Origin of the sequence: Cytobacillus sp. IB215665 (assembly GCF_033963835.1) — a bacterium.
Classification (GTDB): Bacteria; Bacillota; Bacilli; order Bacillales; family SM2101; genus Nanhaiella.
On sequence record NZ_JAXBME010000011.1, the window covers coordinates 69,792 to 86,408 of the forward strand.

General features: G+C 33.4%; 11 protein-coding genes. 9 read left to right on the forward strand and 2 right to left on the reverse strand.

Annotated features, from left to right (window positions below; translation table 11 throughout):
* Positions 1-161: 161 nt before the first annotated feature.
* Together SLH52_RS13895 and SLH52_RS13900 are read left to right on the forward strand one after the other, a co-directional pair.
* Positions 162-1,253, forward strand: a complete 1,092-nt coding sequence (locus SLH52_RS13895; protein WP_320209878.1) for a hypothetical protein — start codon at positions 162-164, stop codon at positions 1,251-1,253.
* 835 nt (positions 1,254-2,088) lie between these two features.
* Positions 2,089-5,643 carry a PKD domain-containing protein gene (locus SLH52_RS13900; RefSeq protein WP_320209879.1) on the forward strand — a complete coding sequence of 1,185 codons (3,555 nt, stop codon included), beginning with the start codon at positions 2,089-2,091 and terminating at the stop codon, positions 5,641-5,643.
* 341 nt (positions 5,644-5,984) lie between these two features.
* On the opposite strand, the gene SLH52_RS13905 is transcribed toward SLH52_RS13900, so the two are convergent.
* On the reverse strand, positions 5,985-6,311 hold the full coding sequence (locus SLH52_RS13905; RefSeq protein ID WP_320209880.1) for a GNAT family N-acetyltransferase: 327 nt from the start codon (positions 6,309-6,311) through the stop codon (positions 5,985-5,987).
* 990 nt (positions 6,312-7,301) lie between these two features.
* On the opposite strand from SLH52_RS13905, the gene SLH52_RS13910 reads away from it, so the two are divergent.
* The 7 genes from SLH52_RS13910 to SLH52_RS13940 all read left to right on the forward strand — a co-directional run bounded on the left by SLH52_RS13910 (position 7,302) and on the right by SLH52_RS13940 (position 15,010).
* Positions 7,302-8,681, forward strand: coding sequence for an MFS transporter (locus SLH52_RS13910; RefSeq protein WP_320209881.1), 1,380 nt, complete (start codon positions 7,302-7,304; stop codon positions 8,679-8,681).
* Positions 8,682-8,805: 124 nt separating this feature from the next.
* Positions 8,806-9,675: a cation diffusion facilitator family transporter gene (locus tag SLH52_RS13915; protein ID WP_320209882.1), complete on the forward strand. Its 870-nt coding sequence runs from the start codon at positions 8,806-8,808 to the stop codon at positions 9,673-9,675.
* 449 nt (positions 9,676-10,124) lie between these two features.
* Positions 10,125-10,901 carry a divergent polysaccharide deacetylase family protein gene (locus SLH52_RS13920; protein WP_320209883.1) on the forward strand — a complete coding sequence of 259 codons (777 nt, stop codon included), beginning with the start codon at positions 10,125-10,127 and terminating at the stop codon, positions 10,899-10,901.
* A gap of 288 nt (positions 10,902-11,189) precedes the next feature.
* The gene (locus SLH52_RS13925) at positions 11,190-11,471 is read left to right on the forward strand and encodes a DUF6509 family protein (protein ID WP_320209884.1); all 282 of its coding nucleotides are present in this window, start codon (positions 11,190-11,192) and stop codon (positions 11,469-11,471) included.
* A gap of 141 nt (positions 11,472-11,612) precedes the next feature.
* Positions 11,613-13,007 (forward strand): DEAD/DEAH box helicase, encoded by a 1,395-nt coding sequence (locus SLH52_RS13930; RefSeq protein WP_320209885.1) that lies wholly within the window; start codon positions 11,613-11,615, stop codon positions 13,005-13,007.
* 148 nt (positions 13,008-13,155) lie between these two features.
* The gene (locus SLH52_RS13935) at positions 13,156-13,911 is read left to right on the forward strand and encodes an exodeoxyribonuclease III (RefSeq protein ID WP_320209886.1); all 756 of its coding nucleotides are present in this window, start codon (positions 13,156-13,158) and stop codon (positions 13,909-13,911) included.
* Between the two features lie 118 nt (positions 13,912-14,029).
* Positions 14,030-15,010: a sodium:calcium antiporter gene (locus tag SLH52_RS13940; protein ID WP_320209887.1), complete on the forward strand. Its 981-nt coding sequence runs from the start codon at positions 14,030-14,032 to the stop codon at positions 15,008-15,010.
* Positions 15,011-15,368: 358 nt separating this feature from the next.
* Here the strand turns inward: SLH52_RS13940 and SLH52_RS13945 are convergent, their stop codons facing one another.
* The gene (locus SLH52_RS13945; protein WP_320209888.1) at positions 15,369-16,526 is read right to left on the reverse strand and encodes an amidohydrolase; all 1,158 of its coding nucleotides are present in this window, start codon (positions 16,524-16,526) and stop codon (positions 15,369-15,371) included.
* Positions 16,527-16,617: the final 91 nt, after the last annotated feature.

Here is a 16,617-nt window from a genome sequence, read left to right on the forward strand (position 1 = left end):
AGTATTCTATTTTTATGAGTTAAGCAACCAAATAATGGTATACTTAATAAGGTGTATTCTCGTATTCTCCTGTGTTATGAAGTTAATGAAATTGTTTGCCTTTGTATAATAATCTTTTTAATGTCCAATAGATTTAGAATGAAGTTTAAGGAGGAAGAAAAATGGATAAAGCAATGTTGTTAAATTTGCGTCAAAATGATTATGAAAGTAGATTAATTTCTACTGGGAATAATTATCCAGACATTGATATATCCAAAGATCAACTGAATGAACTTTGTGTGTTATTACATGCGAGAGTTTCGATGGATGAGATCGTGAGTTTACTATCAATATCAGAAGTTGACCTCATGCAAAAAATTGATAAATTACGTCTAGAAGGGCTAGTTAAGTATGTGAATAACTATTTTCTACCAACATTCCCTATCGTTTCAGAAGATGATGGAAGAGAGTTATATCAGTTAAGTAGGAAAATCGGTCAGAACATTGTTAAGTTGATATGTGGAAAAATGCACGAAATTAAAGAAGAAACATATAACATTCCTGCATTTCAAAAGTTTACTTTTGAAGAACTTTCCCTGTTTATGTTAAGTGATGTGCTTCTCGATAATTTTCAAATACAAAATGTTGAAAAACTATATTTAAAATCAGAAAAACCAAATAGAAATAACAAACATTATTTTTTTGCATTATTAGCAAAGAATCCAAATTCATCTTTAGAACCATTCGGTATTTATGGTAATGATTATCGACAAATGGGGAAATATACATACTGTATGTATGGCAATTCACGGTATAACAAAGATCAGTTTTTAACTTTATCTACGGAACAATTAGAAAATCATTTTAATTATTCCTCTATTAATATAGTACAAAGTAAAGAGTTGATATTAGATAGGATCGTAGAGCACTACGATGGAGATGCAACACTTCCAAAGCAAATTCAGATGGGATTAGAAAAATTACATTTGTTATATAATGAAAAACTAATGCTACCAATTTTAAATGAGAACGAATATGGATCGTTATTTGATATTGCAGGTGTTATTCGAGACGACTTAATTTACATATTATTATGCTATCATAATGACCTTGTTAACTATTTTTCTCAATCTCTATATGCAGAGGAAACAACATATGGAGAATTTTTTCTTTGGTACTACCACTTCTTTTATACTTTTGTAACGGAAGAGCTCATCAAATCTAGAAATATTGTTTTGCCTAAGGGACAAGTTTTTAATTATATGATCCGATAAATCAACACAAAGCATAAATTAGTTTGACTTAAAGGACATTGTATATTTATAAAGAATGGTTTCGCATCTATTGTTGTAGGAATGAAGACATTAAGTAGGTTTCCATAGAAAGAATTATACGCGAATATAACTAACGTTAGAGGCATCTATATTTAGGATATAAAAGTTAAATCATTGACATCAGTTTTCTCAAATCCAAGTATAAACAACACAGTTTACGAAAAGAGCGACTTAAAAATTATCTTTTGAGAACATGATTTGAAGCTAATATTTATAGTATTAAACATTTAAGGAGTACTAGTTACTCTTTTTTATTGTGTCATTCATTTCCTAAGCATGCTAATTGATATATTTTCATTCAAGATTATTTAAAGCTGAATGTTGGCTGATGTTTTATATTTTATCAAATGTCAGTTATGTATATATTTTTATACATAACAATGTATAAAAATATACACAGCATATTTAACTTCTTTCATATACGTATTTAAATATCATACATAAGTCTCATTGGAAATAATGACATTTTATTTCCTTTTTTTTATGTAGTTCAAATGTAGTAAATATTAGTTGTTACTTTAGTTTTGGTATATCATTTGCAATTTATATTAACATGGCGAACAATCAGCGGTATTGTTGTCTAAATATTAGGAAAGAGGTGTTGTATGGTTTTATATTTTTTCCTTGAAGGGAGGGGCCACGTTTAGTTGATTAATTCCAGGAAAATTTGTAGGAATTGATTCCGGTATGTTTACGCTTATTAAGTCAATATTTCGAGTTTAAAAAGACAGAAAATTACGAAAATAGTATAACTATACAAAAAGGAGGAATTATGTTGTCAACAAAACGAAAGGTCATGTACAAAATTACAAGCATTATCCTCGTATTATCTGTTATTTTATCGACAGGCTCTTTAACTCAAGCCAACTCAATTAACAATGATTATACTACTATTGTCAAAGGAAGAGAGGAAATAAAAAAGCCGTTACAACATGCACCTGGATATAGCGATTTGACAATTTCAGACGCGAGTAGCTTATATGAACGGAATGATGTTCATAATACGGTTCGAACAAAAAAAGCTAATAACAGCGAAAACAATGTAGTAACAGCAACTAGCACAGTTACAAACTTTGCTTATTTAAATAATTTGTCATATGACAGCTTAATAGACTACCTAATATATGATCTTAATAGCGTCGACGATATAGAGGATTTTTGGACGTTTAGCTCAGATGCTGTTGACTTTTATGTTGATGAAAGCCGCCATCAAGCATTATTAGACGCAATTGTACAACAAGCTCCTCAGTGGAGCGAAACAGATGATGTAGGTTTAATCAATCTTATAGAGATGGCGAACAGACCTTTTTATAAATCAGATGAATATCGTGAATTAAGCTTTTATGATGACTTGGAGTACCGAGAGAAAGTAAATCCAGCGATCAATGCAGTGTTAGACAATCGTAATGTTGGCTTTAGTGACAAGCCTGAAGGCAACTACTTGATCACTCAATTAAGCTGGTTTTTAAATCATGCGGTTACAGATAGTGATGTGTACTATAAATTTGGTGATGTTGTTCGGGAGTTTACTACTAATTTGACATTGTATGCTGAATATGATGAAGCAATTGATGCTTATATTGAATTTATTTATTCACTTGATTGGCAAACAAAATATAACTTTGGAACAACAGGTTGGGAGTTTAATGCTGGGTTAGATTATTTAATAGAACAAATAACTCGTTTTATTTATGAGATGGAAGAAGATTACCGCTTAGTATGGGCATTAGACAACACAATGTGGCTGATCCTTCATTTTAACGTAGGGGGATATCATTCTAATGAGTATTATGGCTATGAAGCTATTACAGAAGCTCTTGATACAGTATACAATAGATGGGGTGCAAGGGAATATTTAGCACTTTATCATATTTACTGGCAATATAACGGCGTGGATGCAAATGGAACAACTGTAGCCAGAGTGGCACCTTATGATTCATTTGTTGACCGATATTTCGGTAATGAATATGTGTTCGAAGATGGTGAGTTTACAATTTGGGCAGGAGATGACGTACCAGAGGACAAAATAAAAAGAATGTATTGGGCAGCAAGAGAAGTAAAGTCACAGTTTCATAGGTTTTCTGGGACCGATTATCCAGCCGACGGACCAGGGAATCCTGATGACAACTTATTATCAATTGTGTATAACAGTAAATTTGAATACCAACTTATGAATGGCTTATTAAATTATGATTATAGTGTTGAAAATGGTGGTAGATATATAGAAAGTGAAGGATTATTCTATACATGGGATAGAAGTGTGGCAGCAGGAGATAGTAGGTTTGAATTAGAAGAGTTGTTTCGACATGAATACACGCATTACTTAATGAGTAGATTTCTAATACCAGGATTTTATGCTGACACTCCTTTGTACGATGACAATAACAATTTACCTTGGTTCGGCGAAGGCGGTGCCGAATTTTTCGCTGGTTCTACTAGAATTGGTGTAGACGGTAGAAATGTGATGGTTGAGGAAATAGGAGACCCATCCACTAGGTTTACAGTTGAACAAGTGATAAATGCTACTTATGATTTATATGGTTTTGATTATTATGATTATGCATACAGCTTCTATGATTTTATGGTCAACGGTAACAGTGGTGACTATTTATATATTTTAAATGACTTAAATGAAATTGTAGCTAACGAAGATTTTGAAAGAGCTTCAACTCTTTATAAGCAATATGTAGATGATCTTTCTCAAGATCAAGCAGTCGAGGCAGCATACCAGCAGCATATGAATGAGATGTGGGAAAATTACACGAATGGAGAGTACCGCACTGTTTTAGTAGATGATGAGTATTTATACGAGCATTCTGAAAGGTCTATAACACAAATTCAGAATGATATTACTAGTTTGATGAATTTAGATAATGCTGATGTGACAATAAAATCATCGACATTCTTTGAAACATTTACGCTTGAAGGAACATATATTAGTGAAAGCTCATCTCGTGGCGAAGCCGTTGATATTGCTGAGATGGATGATGTTACGAATACAGTGTTAAATGAACTAGATTATAGTGGCGTTTGGAGTGGTTATAAAACTGTTACTGCTTACTTTGTAAATCATCGAGTCAATTCAAATGGACAATTCGAGTTTGACGTAGTCTTTCATGGAATTTATGGAGGCGAAACGAATAACAGTGTACCAATTGCAGTGATTAATGCACCTGCTAGTGTTGTAGTTAATGAATCGACTTTATTCACAGGTGATGGTTCATATGATGAAGACGGCTCTATTGTGAAATATGAATGGGATTTTGGAGATGGAAACATAAGCTTAGAGGAAAACCCGATTCATATTTATGAAGAAGTCGGCTCATTTGTCGTAACATTATCGGTAACAGATAATGAAGGATCTACTGGTTATATCACTAAGACGATAGTTGTAGAAGAATCTGGTGCAGAAGGCACTGAAACGGAACCAAATAACCGAAAATCTGCTGCAAATAACATACGGTTTGAAGGTGAAATTAGTGGCTCTTTAGATTATGCAACGGGAGATCATACAGACTGGTTTTACTTTGATGTTGATGGAGCAGGCGATATCGTTGTAGATGTAACAATAACAGGTGGAGATATTAATGTCTTAGTAGAAGATGAAAATGGTAATCGTATAGGCGAGCCGTTAAGAAATAATACAATGACACTATCCACAGGAAGGTATTATGTAATCGCTTATACATGGTCTGGAGAATCTGCTGATTATACTATGTCAGTATCTTACGATAATACTAGTACAAATATTGCTCCGGTAGCTATCATAAACGCACCTAGTAGTGTAATTGTAAATGAAGCAGTTACGTTCAATAGTACTGATTCGTATGATGAAGATGGGTGGATAACTTCTTACGAGTGGGATTTCGGTGACGGTCATACGAGTTCAATTGCAAATCCAACACATGTTTATGAAGAAGTAGGTTCGTTTGATGTGCAATTAACTGTTACCGATGATTTTGGAGAAACGAGTGTGACAATAGTTAGTATCAATGTTCATGATGATGTACAAATAACCGAAACTGAGCCAAACAATCGAAAATCTAATGCGAATTTCATTGGAGAAAGTATTGTTGGATCTCTTGAATATGAAGTAGGAGATCATACTGATTGGTACTATTTTGATATGGTGGATGATGGAGAAGTGACAATTGACCTTAATCAATCAGGTGGAAATTATAATGTTGTAGTTGAGAATGAGAATGGTGAAATTGTAGCAGAGCCACTTCATGACAATGTTTTTCACCTCCCAATGGGTACTTACTACATTATAGCTTATACATGGTCCGGGGAGGAAATAGTCGATTATTCGATTCAAATCACAAAGTAAATTCGTAATCTTAACTTTCCAAACCTACAAGGAATCCGTATTTCAGTTTAATAAAAAAGCAATAGACCAAATCTACTCGATGATTTGGTCTTTTTCATATCTGTAGTGAAAAGAGAGTTGAAAGGCGATAGTGTAAAAAACCGCTGTGTTCGTCTATAAGCTACGGTTAACGATCAGTGTATGTGATTGTTTTACAAAAACCAGCGTCTAATTCCCTTATAATAGTTGTAAGTACTTGTTCACTGGTGGTTGTTTTAACTGATGCGATAACTGTTAACGTGTTGGAATGATATAGATGTGTTAACGCAGATACCCTTATTTACGTTTATAGTTAGCACCTGTTAAATAATTTTAAGTTCCATTCTTCTACTCTTTGTAGTCATTCCGATTGACCTATAAAACTCAATGGCAGATGTATTTTTCTCGGACACTCCCAATTCAATACTATCAACTGTGAGACTCTTCCCGAAATCAAAAACATATGTAGTTAGCTTTTTTCCGATGCCTTTCTTCCTATGCGTTTCAGCAACTGATAAACTGTTAATATATAATACTTTCCTCGCTCTGACAAAAGAATTTTCGGCTGTTTCTTCTTCCTTCGTCACTATAACTCCGACTATATCCTTGCCTACGTTAGCCACAAAAATATGTTGTTTACCATCTTTCAATTGACGTTCAAAGAATTCTTGCTCGACTGGATTCGGATTGTCTATGTATAAATCTGGTCTTGCACGTACGTGTGAACCTGCTTAAATAAAGGCAACAATAACTCGTAGTCGTTCATCTCAGCTTTTCGAATAGATATATCCATATTTTTTTCTTTCCCCTTAAAGATTGCTGCTTTTAGCATTTCTCACTCTTGCCCTGAAATACTCTCTATTTAGAGTCCTTTAGTTGAGAAAAAACTTTCTTTATATATGAACATAAAATTCCACAAACCTTTTTCTTTACGCCTCTTATCGTAAACATTGTTGCTATTGTAATCAAATTAGTACTATAAATAGTGATTGAATGGTATTAGTCATCGTTATTCAAATGAAAAGATGCCACGAACGCTAGGTGTATCCGTGCTTATATCTTAGTACGTAGATCAACAATCAATACGACCACAGTTTTCCTTATCATTTTAAAACCACAATATTTCACAAAAATGGATAAAGAACAAGCGTAACTTAAAACTACCATAATTAATGGATTAATCCCCCCGCCTTTATAGCTCGATCTTTCAATTAGTTGGCATAGAGTCACCAACTGATAAATCAGAAGCTGATCTTTTGTTCAATGAATGAAGCAACTCCACTATGGAAGCTATAAGCATTATTCTTTTCAAAATCCCTCTTTTCGCTTTATGATTAATAAGAGCACGTAAATTTTATCTATTCGAAATAGTAAGTCGTTCATGCGAATAGTAATATTAATACATTTAATATTGATGAAGGCTGTTTTCGGATTTGTTGCTTTTCGTACTAAGAAATAAAATACGTATATATGAAGTGTTCGTGGCACCTTTTCTCATTTTAAAATAAAATCTATTGCATAAATTTATACACTTCTGTAATATTTTATCTCAATTTCAACAAAATTTCCGAAATGAACCTTGATGGAAAATGACTTCTTTTGGTTTCTATTAGTAATTTAATAAGTGAAGGTGGGTTTAAATGACTTCAATTTCTGTTCCTGCTAGCAAACAGGCGCACAATGAACAGATACAAGAAAACAAAATTGTCCTTATATGGAGTTTTACTGTATGGCTTGTTGTTATGAATACAACGATGTTTAATGTAGCATTGCCGAGTGTGCTACAAGATTTATCTTTATCTTCTTCGTCAGCATCATGGATTGTTTCTGCATATTCAGTGTCTTTTGCTATTGCAACGTTAACATTTAGTCGACTATCTGACTATATTCCCATTTCAAGGCTGTTACTTATAGGCTTGACAATATTAGGTGTTGCATCCGTATTAGGGTTTCTCTCTCAAAGCTTTTTAGTATTGCTTGTTGCACGAATATTTCAAGCTGCTGGAGCGGGGGCGGTTCCAGGACTTGCTATGGTGCTTGCAAGTCGTTACATTCCACTTTCTAGAAGAGGGAAGGCGATGGCACTTATTTCATCGGCTGCTTCACTAGGTTTTGGGTTAGGTCCTGTAATAGGTGGGGCAATTACGCAATATTTGGGCTGGAATTATCTTTTCGCTGTAACAGGTCTCGTTTTACTGTTTATTCCTATTTTTTTGAAACTATTACCTCATGAGGAAGTGAAGAAGGTAAAGTTTGATACGATTGGTGGAATTCTTACTGCTTTATGTGTAACTGGCTTGTTATTGTTTCTTTCAACTTTTTCGTATGTCATTTTAATAACTACAATTATGTTAATTTTTATTATGTGGAGACATATAGGTAAAATTGAACTTCCATTTATTCAACCGGCACTACTTAAAAATAAACAATATTTAAAGCTATTATTTATTGCTTTTTCTGCATTTATAATACACTTTGCCTCCTTATTCTTATTACCACTTATTTTAGCAAATGTGTATAATATGGAACCTGCTGCAATTGGGATGATTATTTTTCCTGGTGCGATTTTATCTGCAGTAGCTGCACAGTTTATTGGAAGATTAATAGATAAATTCGGCAATATACCTTTAATCATTTTCGGACAAACGTTTCTTATGATTGCGACTGTTTTATTTGCAATCCTAGCTAGTATATCTCCATACTTCATCCTTGTAACATATATGTTCATGAGTGTTGGTTTTTCTGCACTTACTTCAAGTATTTCTAATGAATTAACGAGGATTTTACCTAGTTCTGAAATAGGATCTGGTATGGGAATGGCACAATTAACGCAATTCATTGGAGGCGCATTTGGTGTAACATTAACAGGGATATTATTGACGATGCAACAACAAAAAGGGTTAGTAGCAGAGATGAGTCATAGGAATATTTTTATCGTTTTATCGATGCTGCTTTTATTGGCTATTATAATGTTTGCACTATATGCACGACATAAGAATCAATTGGAAAGGGGAGAATAGTTTTTACTAGATGAAACTTTTTTTGACACCTATTAATAGTAAAGTTTGAGGAAAAAAGGTTGCTCTAGACCCACACGATGTATAGTTGATATCATGTTACGTAACATAAGTGGAGGGGTAAATTATGGAGCAACAAAAATATCAAGAACTAAAAATGGGTGAACGTGGCGCAATGATAAGTATCATTGCTTATATATGCTTGTCAACTTTGAAATTATTAATTGGGAATATGGCAAATTCTCAAGCATTAATCGCTGATGGACTAAATAATGCAACAGACATCATTGCATCAGTAGCAGTGTTAGTTGGCCTTAAATTTTCTAGGAAGCCACCCGATAAAAATCATCCATACGGCCATTGGAAAGCTGAAACTGTTGCCTCACTCATTGCTTCATTTATTATGATGTTTGTAGGTATACAAGTGTTATATGACGCAGTTGTCTCCGTAGTTAATGGACAACACCAATCCCCTGATATGATTTCTGCATGGACAGGTGTTGTTGGTGCATTAGTCATGTATTTTGTATACCTTTATAACAAAAAATTAGGAACAAAGATAAAAAGTCAAGCAGTACTCGCAGCAGCTAAAGATAACCTATCAGATGCATGGGTTAGTATAGGAACTGCAGTAGGTATAATCGGTTCTCAGCTAAATTTGCCTTGGTTAGATCCTCTAACTGCAATCATAGTAGCAATTCTTATTTGCAAAACAGCATGGGGAATCTTTCAAGATGCATCGCTACATTTAACAGACGGTTTTGATGAAGAGCTCATAAGCTGTTACAAAGAAACAGTTCTTAGTTTATATGGCGTAAAAGGGGTAAAAGAGATTAGAGGAAGGAGATATGGGAATAACGCTGTAGTAGACATTGTTATTCTTGTGAATTCTAATTTAAATATCCGTGATGCTCATGATATATCGACAATGGTGGAAAATGTTTTAATAAAGGAACATGAGGTATATGATATCCATGTGCACGTCGAGCCTAATTAGGGACTTAACTTAAAGAAAAGAGAATGTCAGCTGTTTAAACATAAAGTGTATCGACATGTTTAAACAGCTGTTTCTGTGCAAAAATTAAACTTAGTCTTTTTTGCATACAACTATTATTTATTTCGGTTGAACTGATTTGTAATTATTTAGAAACTATTTTATCAATCAAAGTCTTTATTTAGCTATATTTGAGCATCCCCTCGTAAAATAAGTTTTTTGAATAAATAACGTATCTGAAAAATAACTTACTCATTTTATTAGATATTTCGTTAGATAATAAGAGTACCAAACATAATTTTTCACTCTTATTAAAACATATACACATATGTACATTTGATAGCAATTGATTGATAAAACATAGGTCGATAATTTTTTGTTTAGTTTATTTTAGTCAATGAATAGCAGTTAGGTAATAACAAACAATAATAAGACTAACATTTATAGGTGGGATGAATTTGAAACGTTTTATTATTTGTTTACTTTTGCTTTTTGTTGGCATATTAGCACCGCATACTGTATATGGGGAAGAAACTATAATAAAGTCAGCAATAATAATTGATGATTTTGGTGGTGGAGATGGAGGGGTTATGGAGTTTCTGAAAAGTGATATTCCAATCACAGTTGCTGTTATGCCTTTTGCCGAGAACTCAATTGAACATGCTATGTTAGCACATAAAAATGGTTTTGAGATCATGGTCCATTTACCTATGCAGCCGAAGAAAGGAAAAAAATCATGGTTAGGTCCCAAGCCTATTACGATTGACCTTCCTGTATCAGAAGTGAAAAGAAGAGTAACTGAAGCAATCGAAAGTGTTCCTTATGCTAAAGGACTAAATAATCATATGGGGTCTCTCGTTGTCGAAAACGAAGACATAGTCAGAGCTATCGTTGAAGTAGTAAAACAGAAAGATATGTATATTGTAGATAGTGGTACCAGCCCTAAATCCAAGTTTCCTGAAATTGCTGAAGAGCTAAGTGTACCTATCTTGAAAAGAGATATCTTTCTAGATGATGTTTCATCTGTTTCACATGTGAGTAATCAAATGTTAAAATTAGCAGAAGTGGCTGAAGAGCAAGGAGCCGGGATTGCAATTGGACATGTTGGTGTCACAGGTAAAGTTTGTTATACTGGAATTTCACAATCAATGAAGCAATTTAAGGAACGAAACATTGAAATTGTTCCAGTATCTGACCTAATTGATGATAAGTATTTTGAATTTGAATAAGGTAATTTCACATAGCGTGTTGTTTTTACGTGTCGTCCTTTATTCTCAAGACTATTTATAGGAATAAAATTAACTTTTTTTTACCCATTCTGTTAGTAAGATTATTATAAAGGGTTTAAAAAACATATACAACGAAACACAAGGCAAGAACGTTGGATTATGATTTATGGTAAAATGTAAGATAGGATTTAACTATTTTTATCTATTGTTTAATACAGTTCAACATAATTATTCGGTCAATTGATTAATTATTTTTGGGTCAAGGGAAGTATAAAGGGAGAGGAATTAATGAATATTATTAGTCATTCAGTTGAAAAACTAAAAGATCCTACAGGGATTTTAGTTGGAGATAGATACGAATTTCTTTTACATATTGAACTACCAGAAGATGATGACTTATATAGTCCTGAAGGTTTATATATAAAAGTTATCTTTGCAGCTTATGAAGATGATTATAAAGTTGCGCAATATCAAATTTTTGAAAAAAATACAAATAAATATTATGATTGGGCTTTAGACGCAGAGGAAGAAATCCAAGTATTTAACTATTGTAAACAAAACTTTCAATAAATATAGGGTTTAAGAAGGGCGATATCTCACTAGGGGTACTGTCCTTTCATCGTTTTAGGATGATGTTCATATCGTTCGTGCCTAGGGTAGACCGCATAGATTAAACAAAACGTAACACGTATAAGAAAGCAGGTATAGCAAATGAAAGAATTTTTGTCATTAAACCTTTCAAATACATTAATCAATACATTAAAAAATGAAGGGATTTTTCAACCAACACCGATTCAGGAGCGAGCAATTCCAATCATACTCGAAAATAAAGATGTTATCGCACAAGCACAAACTGGGACTGGTAAAACAATTGCCTTCATGTTACCGATTTTAGAAAAGATTGATTCGAGCAAAGGACACATTCAAGCACTTATTGTAACTCCAACAAGAGAGCTAGCCTTACAAATTACTGCTGAATTAGATAAATTTATTGCGGATGTAGAAGGTGTTCATGCTTTAGCTGTTTATGGTGGACAAGAGGTAGATAAACAGCTAAAAAAATTAAAACAAAACACTCAAATCGTCGTCGGAACACCAGGTCGCCTTTTAGATCATATTAAAAGAAAAACGATTGATTTATCTACAATTGATATTCTCGTACTTGATGAGGCCGACCAGATGTTGAACATAGGATTTTTAACAGAAGTAGAAGAAATAATTAAAGAGACTCCTGATAAACGTCAAACATTATTATTTTCTGCTACAATACCTACAGAAATAAAAAAATTAGCATCAAAATATATGCATGATCCTACTTATATTCAAGTTGAAAAAATTCAAGGGCCCGCAGATAATGTTAATCAAATAGCAATACATACAATTGATCGTGCCAAACAAGCTACACTCTTCCATTTAATTGATACTCGGCGTCCATATTTAGCAGTCATATTTTGTAGAACCAAGAGAAGGGTTAGTAAGCTGTACACCATATTGAAATCAAAAGGATATTTATGTGATGAACTACATGGAGATTTATCACAAGCTAAAAGAGAGCAAGTGATGAAACGTTTTAGAGATGTACAACTTCAATTGCTTGTTGCAACAGATGTGGCAGCGAGAGGGCTAGATGTTGAAGGAGTTACTCATGTTTTTAACTATGATATACCACAGGATGCCGAAAGCTACGTTCACAGAATTGGGAGGACTGGTAGAGCAGGTATGCCAGGAGAGGCTATTACCTTTTACTCTTCTAATGATCGACCTGTCCTTGATATGATTGAAAAAGATCTAAACATCAAGATAGAAAAACAAAACGTAGGTAAAATAACAAAGAACGACGACAAGGGTAAGAAAAAAAATAATTATTCAAAGAAAACTAATAAGAATCAATCTTCTCGTCAAGGTGGTAAGGAAGGATCCAAGTCTAGATCAACATCCAAGTCTAAAAATCAAAGTTCAAAGTCGAGACAATCACATAAATCTCATAGCGATGAGTCTAGATCCACATATAAAGGTAGTAAGAATAGCTCTAAAACTAATTCGAATAAAAAATTACATCGGAAGAATACCAAAAACAGGGCTACTCAAAAAGGGAGAAGGAAATAAGTCATGTTAAGCAAAGCTACTTCAAAAGAGATCATGATTGTAGGTTAAACTACTGTGGTGAGACGCTACTACATTGAAAATATAGTGCTTTCCATAAAGGTGAAAACGATCCAAACAAAATAAGTTCAACAGTGGTGAGGAATAGTATATGAAATTGGTTTCTTGGAATGTTAACGGAATAAGAGCATGTGTGAAGAAAGGATTTTTAGATTATTTTAATGAGATTGATGCAGATATTTTTTGCATTCAAGAGTCAAAATTACAGCACGGTCAAATTGACTTAGAATTAGCAGGATATTTTCAATATTGGAACTACGCTTTGAAAAAAGGTTATTCTGGTACAGCGGTATTTACAAAAATAAAACCACTATCTGTCTCATATGGGGTAGGAGATAATGAAAGTGACCCTGAAGGTAGAATTATTACTTTAGAGTTTGAAAAATTTTATTTAGTTAATGTTTATACACCTAATGCTCAAAGAGATTTAGCAAGACTTAATTATCGTTTGCAATGGGAAGAAAATATGAGAACTTATCTTTTGGAATTAGATGGCATCAAACCTGTAATTTTATGTGGAGACCTTAATGTAGCTCATAAAGAAATTGATTTGAGGAACCCAAAGTCAAATAGGGGCAACTCTGGATTCACAGATGAAGAACGTGAAAAGATGACAAATTTGCTTGATGCTGGCTTTGTTGATTCTTATAGATTTCTTTATCCTAATAAAGAAGGCGCTTATTCTTGGTGGTCATATATGAACAAAGTAAGAGAAAGAAACATTGGATGGAGAATAGATTATTTTATCGTATCCAATAGACTTAAAACTAATATACTAGATTCAGAGATTCATTCACAAATACTCGGAAGTGACCATTGCCCTGTTTTACTAGAAATGGATATGTAACAGTTTAGTTAAAAATAGTTGTATGAAGTCATTTTTTATTATAAATTAACTAAGTAATGTATTAGATCATTTTGGAAATACTGATTACAAGTAAATTTTATTGAAGGTGGACGAACTTATGGTATATTTTCTCTTTTTCATTGCTGCATGTTTTACTATCTTTCTAGCTGTCCAGTTGTCAAAACATGCTGATATTATTGGAGAAAAATCAACTTTAAATGGAGCGGTATTAGGGTTAATGCTTGGTGGAGCAACATCATTACCTGAAATCACAACGAGTGTGACTTCTATTTTTATTGAAAATCCAGATATTGCGACTGGAAATGTACTAGGTAGCAATTTATTTAATTTGTTAATATTAGCTCTCGTTGATCTCTGGTTTAGAAATAAACAGATTTTTAATTACTCTAGTAAAGAAAATGGTTATACAAATGTGCTTGTAATGATCCTTTCAAGTATTATTTTTATATCACTTTATATAAGAGTCCCAAATCATTTCTTTTCTGTTGGAATAGATACGATTGTGTTAATTAGTGTTTATATATTGGGCATCGTTCTATTGTCAAAGGTTAAAAAACCACATGTAGAAGTAGAAGCTCAAGGAGAATCAAATAAATATGCACATGAATCTTTAAAAAAATCTGTACGAACTTTCGTATTGACTGCTTTTCTTATTCTGCTTTTTGGTACCCTGTTAACTATTTCAGCAGACCAAATAGCTACACTAACTGGCATTGAGGCTTCCTTTATAGGATCATTTTTAGTAGCAGCAAGCACAAGTTTACCAGAAGCAGTGTCTATTGTCGTTGCGGTACGGCTTGCAAACTATGGCCTTGCGATTGGTTCAATACTAGGTAGTAACATCTTTAACATACTCATTTTAGTGTTTACTGATGTTATGTTTAGAAGTGGTAGTTTGTTGTTCTATTCTAGTCCGAGCCATATATATACCGTATTAGGAACGCTTATCCTTTCAATCATCACATATTATGCAATATTAAGAGAACGTTCTATAAATAAAGTTACATACGTATTGCCAAGTTTATTCGTCGTTATATGTTATTTTATCACTAGTTATGTTATTTTTAGTAAATTATAATAGGCTTACTTTGTAGCTATTGTATTAACAAAAATATTGGTTTTTGACAAAACCTCATTATCAGTAAGATACATACACCTAGAAGAAGCTTAAAAAGAAGGTAAAACATAACCAAGACAATTAAGCTAATAAACAACTGTTAAAAAAACAAGCCTTCAAAATTAAACTGATGAAGGCTTGTTGTTATTGTCAGGCTCTTTTCGTAAACTATGGTGCTTTTAATACCAAAAAAGAACCTTAAATATCGAAATAAAATGCAACGAACGTAAGTTGTATAGGTGTTTATTTTCATAGTATGAAAACAGCGTATTATTTTGTTAAAATACATCATTTATGATCACGCATCAATATTAATTAATTAGATGTTCATTCTACGCTCTTCAGCATAAACAAGTTTGCCGTCAATAAACGTTTGCTCAACTTTATTTCTTAAGTCAAATGGGTCTCCGCTCCAAAGTACGAAATCAGCGTCTTTCCCAACTTCAATAGATCCAACCTTTTCTTCCAATCCTAAGTGTTTTGCAGCATTTAACGTAATAGCTTGTAAAGCAATCTCTTCTGTTAAGCCATATTTCACAGCTAAAATAGCACTAGTCATCAAGTGATCTATGCCGACAACTGGGTGATCAGTAGTAATAGAAAATGGTACATCTTCATTAGCTAACGCTTGAAGTGTGTGCCAACCTTTATCAGCAAGTTCAATCTTTGACCGAGAAGACATAGTAGGTCCGACAGCTACACGAACATTGTGCTTAGCAATGAAGGGAGCAATTTTGTGACCTTCTGTACAATGCTCAATCGTAAGGTCGAAGCCAAATTCAGTTTTTAAACGTAACGCAGTTACAATATCATCAGCACGATGGGCATGAACACGTAATGGAATTTCTTTATTGAGTACCTTTGCCATATTTTCTAGCTCAAGTTTACGATCTACCTTGCCCTTTTTCCTATTTTCAATATAATTTTGCGCCTCAACTAATTTTTCTCTTAACAGTGCAGCTGTCCCCATTCTTGTTATAGGTAAAACACCTTTACCACCATGAAAACGCTTTGGATTTTCACCTAGAGCAGCCTTTAATCCTGAAGGATTTTTGACTACCATTTCGTCAACGATATGGCCAGCTGTTTTTACGATAACCATTTCACCACCGATTACATTGGCACTTCCTGGCATGATTTGGACAGTTGTAACTCCAGCAAGACGTGCGTCATTGAACCCCTTTTCAATGGGATTAATCCCATCTATTGCTCGAACTTGAGGAGTTGAAGCAGCACTTACTTCATTGTAATCTTGTCCTTCTTTGCCAATTCCCTCTTCATGTATACCTAAATGTGTATGTACATCTATTAGACCTGGTGTAATAACTTGGCCTCTAGCATTTACAACCTCACATCCGTCAGGAATAGCAATGTCAGTTCCAATTTTTACGAATTTACCGTCAGAAACAATGATTGTACCATCACTTAATTTTTTTCCATTACCAACATAACCAGTCACATTTGTAATTGCTAACATCAAAATCCTCCTAAAATATCAATAAAATAACTTAATTGTTCTATTAATCATATTTTTCTATCTATATCTTATTGATCATAATGGATATTTG